Genomic DNA, 15,974 nt, shown 5'->3' on the forward strand with positions numbered 1-15,974 from the left:
AGTCAGCTTTAAGGGCTACAGCCGCCCCCGGGCCCGGATCTGGACCACATCCACGCGGTCCGTGGCCCGGGGCGCGCCTTCAAGGACGCGGATCCCCAGATAAAGACGGCCTGTCCGGAAGCTCTGGTTCAGCTGCTCTCCCTGCAGGACAACAGGCGTTCGCTCGTGCGGTCTCAATGTGACTTCTGCCAGGGCCTGCCCTCCTGCTGGTCCCGTACAACGCAAGGTATTCCCATATCCGGGGACGCCGGAGGACACAACCGGGCACGGCGGACGTGACGCAGAAGCAAACACCTGCAGGCGCACCAGGGGTGCGGCACTGCGGGAAACGAGCAGGGCGCCAAAAGTGATGTCCTGATAAGGCAACCGGGGAATCTCCAGACGGTCCAGCTGATTCTCTGCCATGTACAGGACTTCAGCGGGCTTGAGGTTATTCACGGCATAGAGGAAGTCAAAGTCAGGAACAGCAGTTTCGGGCAGAGGAATCACGCCACAACTGGCCAGCAGCGGGAGCAGCAACAGAAGCTTCAACTTGTGCACAGCTCACATTAGGTGACAGACCTATCAAGGCTTGCCTCAGATGAGGTGCTACGCGCTTCAGTCAGACCCTCCTCTACCCGTCCATGCGCTGCACGCTGCTCCCGGCCACACTCTTGGTCACCAGTAGGCGGCTGGGCAGGCGCTCGGAGAGGCTCTCGACGTGCGTGACCACGCCGACCATGCGGCCCTGAGTCCGCAGGTTCTCCAGCGCGCCAGCCACAGCCTCCAGGGCCTGGGGATCCAGCGTCCCGAAGCCCTCGTCCAGAAACAACGCGCCCAGAATCTTATTGCCGGCCAGATAGTCTGACAGGGCAATCGCCAGCGACAGGGAGGCCAGAAAGGTCTCCCCTCCGGACAACGTTTTGACGCCGCGCACCTCGCCGGCATTCCAGAGGTCCTGCACCACGTACTCCCCGCTGGCCAGGGCCAGACGGTAGCGTCCGTCACTGATCTCGTGCAACAGGATTCCCGCGCGGGTCAGCAGTTGGGCCTCAACTTCAGCCAGTAGGTACTGCTGGAACTCGTTGGCCTTGAGCGTCCCGGTCAGGGTCTGCCAGGTGTCCAGGCGGCGCCCGGCCTCGGCAGCCTGGGTCTCGATCTCAGCCTTGCGGCCAAGACGCTCGTGCAGCGCACGTTCCTGCTCGGCGAGGCGCCCGGCCTGCTCGCGGGCATTTTGCAGCTCAGCCTCAGTGGCGGTTAGTTCCCGTGAAACCTGCGTCAGCTCCGCCGGATCATAGGGCGCCGCCCCCAGCTGGCGCTCCAGGTCCACCAGGGCCTCGCGCAGCTGCGCGATCTGGGCGGTGTGCGTGCGGGCCGCTTCCTCCAGGGCCACGATTTCGCGTTCGTCCATTCCAGCGTGACGGGCCTGCTCGGCACTCAGGTTCAGGGTCTTCAGGGCCGCGCCCAGAGCTTCCTGAGCTTCCCGGGCGTCCGTGTCACGACGCGCGGCGCTGGCCTGAGCCGCTCCAAGGGTGGCCTTTGCCGCAGCAACCTCGCCCTGCGCACGGGCCAGGGAGCCCTGGGCCGCCTGCACCCGGGTGCGCAGCCCCTGAATCTCGGCCAGCAGGGTACGGCGTGCTCCGGCTGGATCTGCGCCGGCCTCGCGTACACGCGCTGCCAGTCCCGCCAGCAGGCGAAGGGCCTCCGTCTGGGGATCACCGGGAATCAGGGCTTCAGCGCTGCGCAGGTCGGTTTCCCGCTGCCGCAGCTGGGCCTCCCAGTCGGCATTTTCCTGGCGCTTTTCCTCCAGCCATTTCTGACGGGTGGCCAGTTGCGAGCGCAGATCGCTGAAGCGGGTGCGCCGTTCCTGCAGGGTCGCGTTCAGGGCAGTGACGCGGTCTTCAAGCGCTCCCAGGTTCACGACCGGGGCACTGGGCAGCTGGCGGACCGTCTGGCCACACAGCGGGCAGTCGTCCCCGACATGCAGGTGCGCGCGGTGCGAGGCCAGCCCCGCTTCCAGGCGGGCCGCGTCCAGCGCCTGCTGCGCGGCTTCCAGATCTGTCTTGGCTGCCCTACCCTCGCGCTCCACCCGATCACGTTCGGCAGCCTCGCGTTCCTGGGTCTGCTCCTCGGCCTGAAGCCGGGCACGCGCCGCGCCCAGCGCCGTCTTCTCGGTTTCGATCTGAACGCGCTCCACACGCAGGCGCTCGGCCTTCTGGGCTGCCTCTCGCGCCGCAAAGTGGGCGTCCTCGTCCCAGGGCAGTGGACTCGGATGGGTGGTCTGGGGCGTGCCTCCAGCACGGCGCAGGCGGGCGGCGTCAGCCTCGGCTTCGCGCAGGGCACCCTCGCGGGCTTCGAGTTCGGGGATTTTGGCCTCGGCCTGTTGAGCAGCGTGCAGGGCGGCCTCTGCCTGCGCCGCGGCGGCCTCCGCCACACGCGCGGCTTCCTGGGCGCGGGCCAGCTCGCGCGCTTCACGCTCCTGGGCAATCCGGGCGCGCTCAGCAGCGTCCAACAGGGGCAGGACGCCCGCCACACGCCGCGCACGGGCAGCGCGCTCGGCACCCTCCTGCACGCTGGCTGCGCGAATTTCCAGACTGCCCAGGCGGCGCAGCGCGTCCTCACGGGCACGCCAGACCTTCTCCTGGTCGCGCAGACGCTGCTGCTGGGCCAGCAGCCGCTCGCGGGTGTCGGTAAGGCGCTCGGCATGCGCGTCGGTTTGCTCCCTCTGCTCGCGGAGGGCGGCGGCCGCTGCGGGCGTAACGCCGGCGTACTCGCCGTCCAGCAGCGTATTCAGAGTCTGCGACTGATGCTTGAGTTCCTTGGTGCGGTCCGACGCCACGCGCTGCATGGCCTGCACATGGTCCAGGCCGGTGAGCTCGCCCAGCAGCGCCTGACGGTCCTTGCCGCTGCCGTGAAGCAGCCGCGAGAATTCCCCCTGCGGCAGCATCACGCTGCGGGTGAAGGTCCGGAAGTCCAGCCCCACCGCCTGCCGGATCCGCTCGTTCACCCCTTTCATGCCGCCCTCGGACAGGTTGGTCCAGCGTCCGTCCTCGTCCAGGCGTTCGAAGCGCACCTCGTTCTCGGCCTGCTTGCGCCCCTTGGTGCGAGAAGCCCGGTAGGTGGTCCCGCCGACCTCGAAGGTCAGCGATACGTTCAGGCCGCGCTCGCCCTGAGAGATCAGCGCGTCCAGGCCGCTGCCACCCAGCCGTTCGGTGTGGCCGTACAACGCGAAGGTCATGGCGTCCAGCAGGCTGCTTTTACCACTGCCGGTGGGACCGACCAGGGCAAACAGCTCCAGGTCCGTGAAGTCCAGGGTGGTGTACTGACGGAAGGCGGTAAAGCCCTGCAGGTCCAGTCTGACCGGCCTCATAGCACCTCTTCCTCAGTGCGGGCGGCCTCGTCAGCCTGCCGGAAGGCGGCGCGCAGGTCGTCGGGAAGCTCACCGCGCCGTTCCTGGTGGTAACGCTCGTACAGGTCCAGCAGGCTCAGGCCTTCGCGCCGGAGGTCCGGCACCAGCAGATCCTCCTGGGCAGCGTCAAGGTCCACTGCCAGCGTGTTGGGCGCCACCCGCAGCACCCGGTCCTTCAGGCCCGGCAGCGCGGTGCCGGCCGGAGCGCGCACCACTACCTTCAGCAGGCCTGGAAAATCCTTGAGGGCCTCCAGCCGCGCCTCGACATTCTCCAGGTCCACCCGCACGGTCCGCAGTTCCCGTCCGCTGGCCAGCGGAACCGGATGCACCTGCGCGGGCCGCCCGGGCGAGACCTCGACCAGGTTGATCTGCTTCTTTTCGCCGCCCTCACCGAAGTCCAGCTGAATGACACTGCCGGGGTAGCACGCCAGGGGCGCGTCGGAAACAGTCTGCGGCTTATGGATGTGACCCAGCGCCACGTACTGCGCACCTGCCGGCAACTGCAGCCCGGACAGGGTGTACTGGTTGGTCAGGTCGAACTGAATGGTCCGTTCACTGCCGCTGGGCACCGCGCCGTCCAGCGTGGCGTGCATCATCAGCATGTTCACGCTGCCCGGACGGAAACCCTCACCCAGGCGGCGCAGGAAAAAACCCATGCCCTCGCGGTACTTCTGACGCCAGGCACCGGTGTCGCCTCCCAGCAGGTCAGCCGCCTTGACCAGCCTCCGCTCGGACAGGTAAGGCAGCGCTCCCACGGTCAGGGTCTCGCCGCTGCGGGTTTCGACATGCCGGACCATCTGCACCGGGTTGGCAGTGGGCTGGGCGACCGCCTGAATCCCGACCCAGCCCAGCAGCCCCGTCACGCTGTCGAGCCGCGCGGCGCTGTCATGGTTGCCGGCAATCACCACACCAGGGACACCGGCGTCGCGCAGCCGCAGGAAAAAGTCGAATACAGCGTGCTCGGCATCAGCTGAAGGGTTGCCGGTATCGAACAGATCACCCGAAACGAGCACTGCGTCCACCCGCTCGGATTTGGCCAGGGCGGCAATCTCGTTCAGGGCTTCATGAACTTCCGGCGTCCGGTCAAAGCCCCGCAGGTTCCGTCCCGCATGGAAATCCGCGGTGTGAAGTACGCGCATGACGGAAAAAATAGCATGCACTGAGGTCCGGTTTCTGGCGTGAACAGCGGGACGAGCGCGTCGAGGCCGGATCGAGGGTGCGTCATTGCCCTGAGTCGCAACGTGCTCAAGTGAAGCTTCTATCTCCGGATGGCCAGGACTGGAACCCGCATCTCGGCCTCGGACCAGCCACCGTGCAGCCCACGCTGTGAAGTGCCACTCCTGCGCCGCGCCAGAGCCAGCCCCTGGTTGGCCACCGCAATCAGGTTGCCGGTTCTTGACCTGAAGGGTGAATCTGCACCTGGGCCGAACAGACCGGCTTCCCAGGCTTCATCGGCCTCAAACACCGCCGCGTAAGGGGCCAGCAGGTCAGTCGCCTCCTGCATTCGCTGAGGGTCAACCCGGAAATAGGCTGCGCGCTCCTCTCCTGCCATTGGGGACAGCAACAACTCCCGGAACTGCTCGGACTGAACAACGGGAATGACCCCCTGCACACTCTGATCGACCTGTCCATGATCCGCGGTCACGACCAGCAGGGTCCTGCCGTTGTCCGGCAGGGCGTCCAGCAGACGGCCCACGGTCAGATCGATTGCGGCAAGCTCATCGGCCGCCTGCTCGCTTGACGGCCCGAAGGTATGGCAGGTGGAATCATAGTCAGGCAGGTAGACCATGACGTAGCGGGCTTCCTCATTTCGGACAAGCTGCGCGGTCAGGCTGGCGGCCGTGCTCTGGAATGGATACCCTACGTAGGACGCTCCAGCGCAGCACCACCGGGTCAGGAAGCTCTGCTCGTACTCCTCAGGCATCACCACTGCACAGGGAACGCCAAGCCCTGAGATCTGCTGATAGATGGAAGGCACAGCGGCCAGAAACGACGCTCCGGTGACAGGCTGCCGGTCAGCAACATCGTGCATCCGGATCAGGTTCACGGCCTGACCGAGCTCCTCAAGCCACACGGAAAGCCCCAGGTATCCGTGTTCTGCCGGAGCGCACCCGGTGTGCAGGGTGGTCAGCGCTGCCATCGTGGTTGAGGGAAAGACACTGGTTGCACTGCTGAGTCCATGCTCGCCGATCAGACGTGCAACATTTGGAGTAACGCCCTGGTGAACGGCCTTCTGCAACTGCTCAAGTCCCAGGCCATCAACGACAAGCAGAATGATCGTCTCCACTCCCGCCAGGGGAAGTGGCGTGTCAAACTCCGCATGGGCGCTAAGAACGCCGAAGTGGCCGCTCAGGGTCGTGACGAGGTTGAGGATGCTGCCTCCGTGGTAATCGGGAGCCAGTTCAGGACGCACGGCGGGCATGCAGCAGGGTAAAGGGCAGCGGACATGGTGAGCAAGCTGGACTGTTGCCTGCCATCCGCTTCATCCCAGGATCACGCGCGCCCACCAGTGGCAATGTTCACCTCTCTATGTGTATGTCTGTCATGGCAATCTGCTCAGTTCGTCCTGGTCCGAACGAAGCCGTGCGAAAAGAATAAGGTCCTCGAAGGTGCCGCCTTTTTTCGCGTCGCCTCGCAGCAGGCCCTCGCGCCTGAATCCTGCTTTTTCCAGCACGCGTGCCGAGGCTGGGTTCCGTGGAAAGACGGTGGCCTGAATGCGGTGCAGCGCCAGAGTACCGAAGCCGAAGTTCAGGGCGGCAGGTACCGCCTCCGAGGCGTAGCCGCGCCCCCAGTACGGCACGCCCAACCAGTACCCGAGTTCAGCCCTGGACTGGCCCGGTTCAGGCGTGAGGGTCACGCTCCCCAGCAGCTCGGAAGTGTCTGCAAGCGTGATCGCCCAGGAAAAGGCCCTGCCTTCTTCGGCGGCAGCACGACGGGAGCGGATCCAGGTTCTGGCCAAATCAGGCGGATAAGGAAACGGAATGGACAGCATCCCTGCTGCTACCTCCGGAGAACTGAGCAGCGTAAACACGTCTGCTGCGTCTGCCTCACCGAAAGGCCGGAGCAACAGGCGGTAGGTAGTCATTTCCGGGATGGGGCCTGACTCGTGGCGCATTGTGTAGCGGCAGGTTACTCTTTCAACTTCAGCCAGAGTGACTGAACAGCAGTTATTGCACGGCAGTCAGCCATGACGCGGTTAAAGCTGCCGTCGGATACCCCTGATCATGCAGGCCTGAGCACCTCAGCACGCCGCTCCTCTTTCTTCTGCCACAAACAGAACCGGGGAACGGGCGCTATTCTTTTCCTTATGTCACACGCCCTCCCCAATGAACCGTTCCGGGTGACCGGGGGCGTCAATAAGGTGCGTTTCCGCGCCGAAAGCGGCTTTACCGTCATGACCGCCCGGCTGCGCAACAACGACGGCGAGGACCCGGACGCCACCGTGATCGGCATGATGCCTCCGCTGGACGCCGGGGACAGCTTCAGCGCTGACGTGCTGATGGAAGAGCACCGCGAGTACGGCTACCAGTACCGCGTACTGAATCTGGTGCTGGAGGCCACCCCGGCCGATCTGACTGAAGCTGGCGTTGCCGCGTATCTGGAAGCGCGGGTCGGCGGCGTGGGCAAGGTCCTGGCAGGACGCATTGCCAAGGCCTTTGGACCCGCGACCTTCGATCTGCTGGAAACCGAGCCGGACAAGCTGCTTCAGGTGCCTGGAGTCACCGCGTCCACCCTGCACAAGATGGTGCAGAGCTGGTCGCAGCAGGGCCTGGAACGCCGGCTCCTGGCCGGTCTCCAGGGCCTGGGGCTGACCATCTCACAGGCCCAGCGGGCCGTCAAGCATTTTGGAGAAGCCGCACTCGAACGCCTGACTGCCGATCTTTTCGCACTCACGGAAGTCGAGGGCATCGGGTTCCTCACGGCCGACAAGCTGTGGCAGTCGCAAGGCGGCGCACTCGATGATGCCAGACGGCTGACCGCTGCGGCCGTGTACGCCCTGCAGCAGGCAGCGCAACAGGGTGGACACTCCTATCTGCCGCGCAGCCGGGCCGAGCGGGGCGTGGCCCACTACACGCGGGTAACGCAGGCGCAGGCCCAGATGGCCGTCGACACTGCCGTGGAACTCGGGCGCCTCAGTGACGACACGCCGCCTCTGCTGGACACCCAGGACCCTCTGCACGACGGCACACGTATCTATCTGCCGCACGTCCTGCGGGCCGAGAAGAAACTGGCTGGGCTGATCCGCACCCTGCTGGCCACGCCGCCCAGCGGCGAGTGGAGCGTGCCGGCGGGCGCCTCCAAAGGGCTCTCGGAGGAGCAGGCCCAGATTCTCGACCTGCTTGAAGATCACCGTCTGGTGGTGCTGACTGGCGGCCCAGGAACCGGGAAAAGCACGACGACCCGCGCCGTTGCCGACCTGGCCGAGCGTCTTGGGCTGGAAGTCGGGCTGTGCGCCCCGACCGGCAAGGCAGCCCGGCGTCTGGGTGAGGTGACCGGCCGCACCGCCAGTACGATTCACCGGTTACTGGGTTACGGCCCGGCCGGCTTCCGGCACAACCACCTGGAACCGGCCCCCTACGACCTGCTGATCGTGGACGAGGTCAGCATGTGCGGCGACGGCCTGATGCTCTCGCTGCTCGCAGCCGTCCCGCCCGGCTCGCGGGTGCTGCTGGTGGGCGATACCGATCAGCTGCCCCCGGTAGACGCCGGGCTGCCGCTTCACGCGCTGACACACGCGGCACCGACCGTCCGGCTCACGCAGGTGTACCGGCAGGCCGCCGAGAACCCCATCATCCGTGCGGCGCACGGCCTGCTCCAGGGGCAGGCCCCGGCCTGGGGCGACCCGCGCCTGAATCTGATCGAAACGGAGCCGGACGGCGGCGCGCGGCGCGTGGCCCTGACGGTGCGTGAACTCGGTGGCCCCACCCAGGTTCAGGTGCTGACCCCCATGCGCAAAGGACCGCTGGGGGTGGAGATGCTCAACCATCAGTTGCAGAGCCTGTTCAATCCCGGCCAGGGTGGCGTGCGGATCGGCGACAGCGAGGCACGGGCCGGTGATGTGGTCGTGCAGACCAAGAACGACTACACCAACGAGATCTTCAACGGCACACTAGGCACCGTACTCAAGGCCGAAGGCGGGCGACTCACGGTGGACTTTGATGGCAATATCGTGGACCTGGCCGGGGCTGAGCTGTTCAACCTCCAGCTGGGCTACGCCCTGACGGTGCACCGGGCTCAGGGCAGCGAATGGGGCACCGTACTGGGCGTGCTGCACGAGGCTCACATGCCCATGCTGTCGCGCAATCTGGTGTACACCGCCCTGACCCGCGCCCGCGAGCGCTTCTACGCGGTGGGCTCAGCGACCTCCTGGCAGAAGGCGGCCGTACGTCAGCGCGAAGAGCGCAACACGGCCTTGCTGGAGCGGATCAAGGCCAGATAGCAGGGCCACGCACCCTGGCGCGGTTCCCGTTTCCTCCACTCCAGGCCGTTTTCCCTGCTCAGTGGAGCTGTGCTTCTTGGTGGCTCCCTCTTCCCTTTTCGTGAAAGCAGCAGAAAGAGGAGCAACCTGCAGGTTGCTCCTCTTTCTGACTTACTCGGCCAGTGCCTTACTGGACGGGAACGATATTGTCGATCTCAGCAGTGCCCTTGTAGCTGGTCTGGGGGTTGAGCCAGCCCTTAAGCTGCACGCGGTAGGTTCCGGCAACCGGGTTGGGGATCACGACTTCCTCGGAGATGCTTGCACCTGCGGCGCTGGAGGCGATCGTGTTACCGGCACCGTCGTAGACGTACAGGTCCAGATCGTAGGCGGGGTTGCCCCAGTCGGTCTTGATCTTCACGGCCGAGGCGCCGGCGGGCACCACAACGTCATGGTTGTGCTCGGAGGCGACGGGCGTGCCGTCCACAGTCGTACCGACCGTGCCCGTCCAGCTGGTCAGAGGAGAGGTCTGAACGGTGGTGCGGGTGCCGGCGGTGCTGGCGGCCTTCTCGACGGCTGCGTAGGCGTTGGCGTACCCTGCACCGACCTCGTGCTTCTCAAGCTGACGGATCGTGCCGCTCACGGTGAACATAGGATTGGCAGTGCTGGTTACTGCCTCCAAGACGCCGTCGAGGTTGAGGCTGGGGTTGACTTCGAGCATCAGGGCTGCAACACCACTCATGTGGGGGGTGGCCATGCTGGTCCCGGAGATCGAGGAGTACATCGGCTCGGGCGTTGTGCCGTTTTTACCCAGGTAGGGGTCAACAATCGGGCCGCTGGTCGCGCGGGCCGCCACAATGTTCACGCCGGGCAGCACGATGTCGGGGTAGTGGAACTGGTCACCGGGGATACCGCGGCTGGAAAAGCTCGCCAGTTCTCCGGGGACGCCCTTACGCAGGCGGGGGTTGGCCACGTTCATGGTGTTCTTGGCGTGGCCGGCGCCGACCGAGATCACACAGGGGCTGGCACTGTAGGGGTTGAGCGTGTTGTTGTTCGGGCCGCTATTGCCGGCAGCGAAGTTGACGATCATGCCGAAGTCGTAGGCGCGCTTGGAAGCGATGCTGATGGGGTTGTAGGGCGCGAACTGGCTGCCTGAAGTGCCCCACGAGTTGCTGATGATCCGCACGTTATAGGTTTCGCGCACGTCAGGCTTGAATACAAAGTCAAAGCCCTGCAGCGCGTACAGGATGCTGATCGCGTCACCCGCACCCACGCCGACCAGGGTCGCACCAGGGGCCACACCCTTGTACTTGCCGCCAGCGGACATCTGACCACTGCCGGCGATGGTGCTGGCGACGTGGGTGCCGTGGCCGCTGGTCAGGTCAGAGTTCGGCGTATCCACATACAGTGCGCCACTCAGGCCAGGAGCAACGATTGGCGCGACGATCTTGACGTTCTTCTTCATGTTGGGGAAGTCGCCGTGGGTGCCGTCCACGCCAGAGTCGATCACGGCCACGCCGACACCCTTACCGGTAGTCTTGAACGCGGTGCGGGCGACGTCACCCTTGATGTACGCGACGCTCTCGTCCAGGAAGTACTCCAGGGGGCGGTCCTGGTAGATCGAGAGCAGGCCGTACTGCTGCAGGTTGCTCTGCAGGGTGCTGACCAGTTCGCGGGTAATGGGGGCCTTGACGGCGACCATAGGCAGTTCACCGAAGGCACCCAGACCGTCACCCAGTTTGATGCCCAGCTTGCTGGTGATGAAATCCACTGCCGGCGTCACGGCGTCGTCGAAGTTGAACGACAGGATCAGGGTGCCGACCGAGCCGTCGTAGTTGATGCTGGGATCAATCACGGCGTTGGTGGTCGTGGCATTGGCTGCGGGGGTCGAGTACAGCGCGGTGCAGGCGCTCATCGGGGTGGGTGTGGTGGGAGCTGGTTCAACAATCCTCTTCTTGCCCCCCTTGGACAGGCTGCTGATCTTGCCGGAGTTGGCAGGGGCAGCGCCCTGTTGCGCCTGAGGACCATTGGCCTGCTGTCCGCACGCAGCGAGGATCATGGTGGCGGAAAGTGTAATGGCGTGAAGTTTCTTGTTCTTCATGGTGTTCCCCCTGGGTGCCGTGAGGCGTTGAAGCTTTTTGGTGTGACCCCAAGGTAAAAACCTGCACTCAAAAAAAAGACAAAAACCCGGACGTGGCATCTATAGGGAATCTTTAATTTACATACATCCGCTTGACAACGTGTCCAGCACAGGTTTTCCCGCAGCCAATGTTTAGGAACGCGCCAGCAGAGAGTCCTCCAGGGTCAGTGTGATCTGCCGGCAGTTCAGGGCATCAACCGTGACCTTGCTCAGGCTTCCCCGGGTTCAGCAGGCTCATGCTTCTGCCAGTTCCGGTGGCGTGCTAGAATCAAATCCCGGAGGCCGAGCGCCCCGGTTTTTCGTTTTATGCCCCCACTCAACCCGCTCCGGGGGGCAGGCGCTCGCGGTCAGTCATGAAATACATCTTTGTTACGGGCGGCGTTGTCAGCAGCCTTGGAAAGGGCGTGGCCAGCGCCAGCCTGGGCGCCCTGCTGCGGGCGCGCGGCTATAAAGTCACGGCCGTCAAAATCGACCCCTACATCAATATCGACGCAGGCACCATGCGTCCCTACGAGCACGGCGAGGTCTTCGTGACCGCCTCGGGCGCCGAGACCGACCTGGACATCGGCAACTACGAGCGCTTCCTCGATCTGGACATCCCGGCAGGCAGCAACATCACCACCGGGCAGGTGTACCAGGAAGTGATCCGCAAGGAACGCGCCGGCGATTACCTGTCGCAAACGGTGCAGGTCATTCCACACGTGACGGACGAGATCAAGCGCCGCATCCGGGTGGCAGGTGAAACAGCCGGCGCCGAGATCGTGCTGATCGAGGTCGGCGGCACGGTGGGCGATATCGAGTCGCTGCCGTTCCTGGAAGCTATCCGTCAGTTCAAGTTCGACGAGGGCGACGAGAACGTGCTGTTCCTGCACCTGACCCTGGTCCCGTACCTGGGTACCAGCAACGAGTTCAAGACCAAACCCACCCAGCACAGTGTGGCGACCCTGCGCAGCGTCGGGATCAGCCCGGACATCGTGATGGTGCGCAGCAAGACCAAGCTGCCGCCCGAGATCACGCGGAAAATCGCTCTGTTTACCAGCGTGCGCGAGAACCGGGTGTTTTCCAGCTATGACGTCGGCCACGTCTACGAGGTGCCGCTGGCTCTGGAAGAACAGGGGCTCGGGAAGGTCGTGGAGGATCTGCTGGGCCTGGAGCGCACCATGCCCAACCTGGGCGTGTGGACCAACGCGGTCCGGACCATCAAGCAGCCCACCCGCGAGGTCACGATCGCCATTGCCGGGAAGTACACCGAAATGCCCGACGCCTACCTGTCGCTGATGGAATCGCTGACCCACGCAGGCATTGCCAACGACGCGCGCGTAAACATCCGCTGGGTGAACGCCGAGGAACTGACCGAGAGCGGTGAAGGCGGCCTGGCCACACAGCTGGGCAACGCCGACGGCATCCTGGTCCCGGGCGGCTTCGGCATCCGCGGCATCGAGGGCAAGATCAAGGCCGCCGAGTACGCCCGCACGCGCGGCGTGCCGTACCTGGGCATCTGCCTGGGGATGCAGATCGCGGTGATCGAGTACGCGCGCCACGTCGCCGGCCTGGAGGGAGCCAACAGCGCGGAGTTCGATGAATATGCGCCGCACAAGGTTATCGACCTGATGCCCGAGCAGCTGGAAGTGGGCGGGAAGGGCGGCACCATGCGCCTGGGCGACTGGCCCATGGATCTGCGCGGCGGCACCACCATCGCCGAACTGTACGGCGTGCCGCAGGGCGGAACCGTCAAGGAACGTCACCGTCACCGCTACGAGGTCAATCCTGCCTACACGGAGCAGCTGCAGGACGCCGGGCTGACCATCAGCGGCGTGACCCCCGGTGTGGCCGGACGCGGCGCCGGTCTGGTGGAAAGCGTGGAAATCGCCGGGCACCCCTTCTTTGTGGCGCTGCAGGCACACCCTGAGTTCAAGAGCCGCCCCATGCGCCCCAGCCCGCCCTTTGCCGGCTTCGTGAAAGCTGCGCTCAGAGGGCAGAGCTCGGACGAGCAGGGCACCGAGGCGACCACCGCCAGCGTCTGAGTGATCAGATTAGACCACCCCTGAGAGAAATCTCAGGGGTGGCCTTGTTGAGCCCCGCTGCTGTCCTTGTGAAGGGTGGACTGAGCTCAGGCATGGCCAGCTGATCTGCTCAGATTCTTGCTGCACGGAGCTTCTGGCACTGGGGACAGAAATGGGTCCCGCGCTGCCCCAGCACGATCTTCTCGATGGAGGTGCCGCAGCGTTCGCACGGCTGCCCTTCACGGGCGTACGCACGGTGACTGAACTGGAACAGGCCACTGACCCCGTCGTGCTGCTGGTAGGTTCCGTCACTCAGGGTGCTGCCGCCGGCTTCGACGGCTGCCGTCATCACCTCGCGGATGGCCTGGTACAGCCGCCGCGCCTCGTCCGCCTTCAGTCGCGTCTGGGCCGGGTGAATGCGGGCCATCCACAGGCTTTCGTCGGCGTAGATGTTGCCCACTCCGCTGACAGGCTTCTGGGACAGCAGCCAGGGCTTGACGGCGCCGCACTGGGCCGCGGCCTTCACGAACTCCTGCTCCCGGAAGTCCTCGGACAGCGGCTCGGGGCCCATGCCAGCCAGTGTAGGCATCGTCTTGTACTCGCCTGGACGCACCACCGCCATCTTGCCGAAGCGGCGCGAGTCGTCGAAGTGCAGTGTGCCTCCGTCGGTGCTCAGCGTCACCCGGGTGTGCTTGCCTCCCTCCAGACGAAAGCCCCCGGTCATGCCCAGGTGCACGATGAGCTCCAGGTCGTGCGGGTCCTCATCGGCCGCGTCGGCTGCCACGAGCTGCAGCATCAGGTACTTGCCGCGCCGGCTCAGGCCCCGCACACGCCGGCCCTCGGCAAGGTGGGTATCGCGGTAGCGGTGCGGCGAGTCATGCTCGACCCGCTGAATCACGCGTCCCTTGAGAAGAGGCTCGATCTTGCGGCGGGTGGTTTCCACTTCCGGCAGTTCCGGCATAGGCCGAGCATAGCGGCCCGGCAGGCACCTACACCGTAAGCGTAGACTCGGGCTCATGTCCACATTGCTTCTGACCGGTTTCGTGCCGTTTCATACCCATCCTGTCAATCCCTCGGCAGAGGCCGTACAGGCGCTGAACGGCGAGCAGGCCGGTGCGCTGCGCGTCCACTCGGCGCTGCTGCCGGTCGAACCGCGCTCGGCCATGCAGACGCTGAGCCGACTGATGGATGAACTGCAGCCATCCGGAGTGCTGCTTACCGGGCTCGCAGCGGGCCGGCCGCAGGTCACGCTGGAGCGGGTGGCCGTGAACGTCATGGATTTCAGCATTCCCGACAACGCAGGAGGTCAGTACCAGGACACCCCGGTCTGCACCGGGGAGGACGCGCCGGCCGCTTACCTCAGCAGCCTGCCGTTAAGGCGCATCCTGGCGGCGTGGCACGACATCGGGATTCCCGGGCACATCAGCAACACCGCTGGCCTGTATGTCTGCAACGTCGTGATGTATCACGCGCTGCATCAGCTCCACCTCAGAGGACGTGCAGAGGTGCCCTGCGGCTTCCTGCATGTGCCGGCCAACCCGCAGGTCGCCCTGAGTGTCGCTGGGGACCGGCCACCTCTGCCCTATCTTCCTCAGGAAGAAATTACCCGCGCAGTGCGCACCGCGGCGCAGACCATGGCAGGCCAAAACGAGGTGTGCGGCAGTCAGACCCGGAAAGAGGCCCCTGCTGGCTTGCTTGTCTGACGCCCTCAGACTGATCGCCTCTGACTTTTCCGCAGATGACCAGGGAGCGGCGCTTTCATGCTGCCCCAGCTTATGGAAAAGGCGCCCGGCCTGACTGCCAGCTGCCCTGGGGCCCTCCGGACCAGTGCCAGTCGCCTTCCATGGGGCGGCTACTTAGTGCGGCCTTCACGGCATTCAGCGAAACCCGGCGGGCAAAGCGGGTGCGTGCGTGCCATGCGGCCAGCGCACGATCGGGATCAGCGGGCCGCAGTCCCCGCAGTGCTGCGGCCGCCCGGTTGACTGCCAGATCGAAGAGCGCTGCGGGCACCTCGCCGGAGGGATTCTCGCCCGAAGGATCGGGGGACATGAGAAAAGGACGGTCTTCCGGCACAGGTCACGCCCCCACGTGCGCCATCAGGCGGTACGCACCCGGGACGCCTGGGCAGCAATCAGGCCAGCAGTCCAGAGCAGTTCCCGGTGGTGTTCGAGCAGCAGGTCGCGCACAGTCTTGCCGTGCGGCAGCCGGGCAAGCAGCTGCGCCTCGCCCAGCACCGGCAGTACCTCCTGCTCCCACTGGGCCAGCCGGGTCAGGCCAGCGTCGCCGGGCGGCTGCGGGGTCCCGGCCACTGAAGCTATCTGGGTCCACGCGGTCCGCTTGCTGGACGTAAGACCAGCAACCAGCGCCGCTACACGTGGGGGGGGCTGGCCATCGGCCAGTGCCAGCGCCGCACGCACCGAGAAATGCGGGCCGTTCATGGCAGATGCAAACAGCGCTGCCAGATCCGAACTGCTCAGCCTCATGGAGTGGGGTGACCGGCCCCGGCGCGGCGGGGCACGAGTTCGAAGGTGTCTCCGCTGCGGGTCAGGCGACCCTGCTCCAGCAGCCGCGTCGTGACGACGCGGGCCTGCTCGTCATTCAATGGGCTGCTGCGGTTCAGGTCCGCCAGAGTAAAGCGGCCACCCAGGCGGTGCGCGAGGCGCTCGACCATGCGTTCCTGAATGTCGGGGCGCGGGCCGGTGCTGAGCTGGCGCGCAAACAGGCGCCAGACCAGTACAGCGACCAGCAGACCAGCCAGCAGTTCCAGGGGCAACAGCCGGGCTGCAAGTGCCGGATCGCCGACCTGCTGGCCAAGCTCGCGCAGGGCAGAGCGGGCCGCCAGCTGCTCCTGGGCTGCGCCGTTGGCTTCGAGCCGCCGCAGGGCACCACGGGCCCGCAGGTACTGCATCACCCCACCCAGATCACCGCGCACATAGGCAGCGCCATAAGCAATGAGGGCCGCAGACAGCCCTGCGACAGCCGGAAGAATCAGGCGGATGGCGTTCACGTCCTGCATGCTACGGCCTG

At 65.5% G+C, this 15,974-nt stretch carries 13 protein-coding genes; 3 read left to right on the top strand and 10 right to left on the bottom strand.

Annotated elements, in window-relative coordinates; genetic code table 11:
- Nucleotides 1–15: 15 nt before the first annotated feature.
- The 5 genes from DEIDE_RS09325 to DEIDE_RS09345 all read right to left on the bottom strand — a co-directional run bounded on the left by DEIDE_RS09325 (nt 16) and on the right by DEIDE_RS09345 (nt 6,473).
- Nucleotides 16–531 (bottom strand): hypothetical protein, encoded by a 516-nt coding sequence (locus DEIDE_RS09325; protein ID WP_162485435.1) that lies wholly within the window; start codon nt 529–531, stop codon nt 16–18.
- A gap of 82 nt (nt 532–613) precedes the next feature.
- Nucleotides 614–3,349 (bottom strand): AAA family ATPase, encoded by a 2,736-nt coding sequence (locus DEIDE_RS09330; RefSeq protein WP_012693708.1) that lies wholly within the window; start codon nt 3,347–3,349, stop codon nt 614–616.
- Nucleotides 3,346–4,527 (bottom strand): exonuclease SbcCD subunit D, encoded by a 1,182-nt coding sequence (locus DEIDE_RS09335; protein ID WP_012693709.1) that lies wholly within the window; start codon nt 4,525–4,527, stop codon nt 3,346–3,348. The genes DEIDE_RS09330 and DEIDE_RS09335 overlap by 4 nt, the downstream gene beginning before the upstream one ends.
- Nucleotides 4,528–4,646: 119 nt before the next feature.
- A complete protein-coding gene (locus DEIDE_RS18015) occupies nt 4,647–5,810 on the bottom strand; it encodes an alkaline phosphatase family protein (protein ID WP_012693710.1) in 1,164 nt (387 codons plus the stop codon).
- A gap of 120 nt (nt 5,811–5,930) precedes the next feature.
- Nucleotides 5,931–6,473, bottom strand: coding sequence for a GNAT family N-acetyltransferase (locus tag DEIDE_RS09345; RefSeq protein ID WP_049760461.1), 543 nt, complete (start codon nt 6,471–6,473; stop codon nt 5,931–5,933).
- A 222-nt stretch (nt 6,474–6,695) separates the two neighbouring features.
- On the opposite strand from DEIDE_RS09345, the gene recD2 reads away from it, so the two are divergent.
- On the top strand, nt 6,696–8,828 hold the full coding sequence (gene recD2, locus DEIDE_RS09350; protein ID WP_012693712.1) for an SF1B family DNA helicase RecD2: 2,133 nt from the start codon (nt 6,696–6,698) through the stop codon (nt 8,826–8,828).
- Between the two features lie 166 nt (nt 8,829–8,994).
- Here recD2 and DEIDE_RS09355 read toward each other — a convergent pair whose 3' ends face one another.
- Nucleotides 8,995–10,905 (bottom strand): S8 family serine peptidase, encoded by a 1,911-nt coding sequence (locus DEIDE_RS09355; RefSeq protein ID WP_012693713.1) that lies wholly within the window; start codon nt 10,903–10,905, stop codon nt 8,995–8,997.
- Between the two features lie 392 nt (nt 10,906–11,297).
- Between DEIDE_RS09355 and DEIDE_RS09360 the strand changes: the two genes are divergently transcribed.
- On the top strand, nt 11,298–12,968 hold the full coding sequence (locus tag DEIDE_RS09360; protein ID WP_012693714.1) for a CTP synthase: 1,671 nt from the start codon (nt 11,298–11,300) through the stop codon (nt 12,966–12,968).
- 109 nt (nt 12,969–13,077) lie between these two features.
- Here DEIDE_RS09360 and DEIDE_RS09365 read toward each other — a convergent pair whose 3' ends face one another.
- Nucleotides 13,078–13,908, bottom strand: coding sequence for a DNA-formamidopyrimidine glycosylase (locus DEIDE_RS09365; RefSeq protein ID WP_012693715.1), 831 nt, complete (start codon nt 13,906–13,908; stop codon nt 13,078–13,080).
- 55 nt (nt 13,909–13,963) lie between these two features.
- Here DEIDE_RS09365 and DEIDE_RS09370 point away from each other — a divergent pair, with 55 nt between their 5' ends.
- Nucleotides 13,964–14,650, top strand: coding sequence for a pyroglutamyl-peptidase I (locus DEIDE_RS09370; protein WP_012693716.1), 687 nt, complete (start codon nt 13,964–13,966; stop codon nt 14,648–14,650).
- 70 nt (nt 14,651–14,720) lie between these two features.
- On the opposite strand, the gene DEIDE_RS09375 is transcribed toward DEIDE_RS09370, so the two are convergent.
- The 3 genes from DEIDE_RS09375 to DEIDE_RS09385 are packed head-to-tail and all read right to left on the bottom strand — an operon-like array spanning nt 14,721 to nt 15,963.
- Nucleotides 14,721–14,996, bottom strand: coding sequence for a hypothetical protein (locus DEIDE_RS09375; protein WP_162485436.1), 276 nt, complete (start codon nt 14,994–14,996; stop codon nt 14,721–14,723).
- A 47-nt stretch (nt 14,997–15,043) separates the two neighbouring features.
- The gene (locus DEIDE_RS09380; protein WP_242402898.1) at nt 15,044–15,385 is read right to left on the bottom strand and encodes a hypothetical protein; all 342 of its coding nucleotides are present in this window, start codon (nt 15,383–15,385) and stop codon (nt 15,044–15,046) included.
- Between the two features lie 41 nt (nt 15,386–15,426).
- Nucleotides 15,427–15,963 carry a hypothetical protein gene (locus DEIDE_RS09385; protein WP_012693719.1) on the bottom strand — a complete coding sequence of 179 codons (537 nt, stop codon included), beginning with the start codon at nt 15,961–15,963 and terminating at the stop codon, nt 15,427–15,429.
- Nucleotides 15,964–15,974: the final 11 nt, after the last annotated feature.

The organism is Deinococcus deserti VCD115, from assembly GCF_000020685.1.
Classification (GTDB): Bacteria; Deinococcota; Deinococci; order Deinococcales; family Deinococcaceae; genus Deinococcus; species Deinococcus deserti.

Bases quoted from the DNA above. Each gene is read 5' to 3' on its own strand.
- DEIDE_RS09330 (WP_012693708.1), bottom strand. From the start codon at position 3,349: ATGAGGCCGGTCAGACTGGACCTGCAGGGCTTTACCGCCTTCCGTCAG.
- DEIDE_RS09335 (WP_012693709.1), bottom strand. From the start codon at position 4,527: ATGCGCGTACTTCACACCGCGGATTTCCATGCGGGACGGAACCTGCGG.
- DEIDE_RS18015 (WP_012693710.1), bottom strand. From the start codon at position 5,810: ATGCCCGCCGTGCGTCCTGAACTGGCTCCCGATTACCACGGAGGCAGC.
- DEIDE_RS09345 (WP_049760461.1), bottom strand. From the start codon at position 6,473: ATGACTACCTACCGCCTGTTGCTCCGGCCTTTCGGTGAGGCAGACGCA.
- recD2 (WP_012693712.1), top strand. From the start codon at position 6,696: ATGTCACACGCCCTCCCCAATGAACCGTTCCGGGTGACCGGGGGCGTC.
- DEIDE_RS09355 (WP_012693713.1), bottom strand. From the start codon at position 10,905: ATGAAGAACAAGAAACTTCACGCCATTACACTTTCCGCCACCATGATC.
- DEIDE_RS09360 (WP_012693714.1), top strand. From the start codon at position 11,298: ATGAAATACATCTTTGTTACGGGCGGCGTTGTCAGCAGCCTTGGAAAG.
- DEIDE_RS09365 (WP_012693715.1), bottom strand. From the start codon at position 13,908: ATGCCGGAACTGCCGGAAGTGGAAACCACCCGCCGCAAGATCGAGCCT.
- DEIDE_RS09370 (WP_012693716.1), top strand. From the start codon at position 13,964: ATGTCCACATTGCTTCTGACCGGTTTCGTGCCGTTTCATACCCATCCT.
- DEIDE_RS09375 (WP_162485436.1), bottom strand. From the start codon at position 14,996: ATGTCCCCCGATCCTTCGGGCGAGAATCCCTCCGGCGAGGTGCCCGCA.
- DEIDE_RS09380 (WP_242402898.1), bottom strand. From the start codon at position 15,385: ATGAACGGCCCGCATTTCTCGGTGCGTGCGGCGCTGGCACTGGCCGAT.
- DEIDE_RS09385 (WP_012693719.1), bottom strand. From the start codon at position 15,963: ATGCAGGACGTGAACGCCATCCGCCTGATTCTTCCGGCTGTCGCAGGG.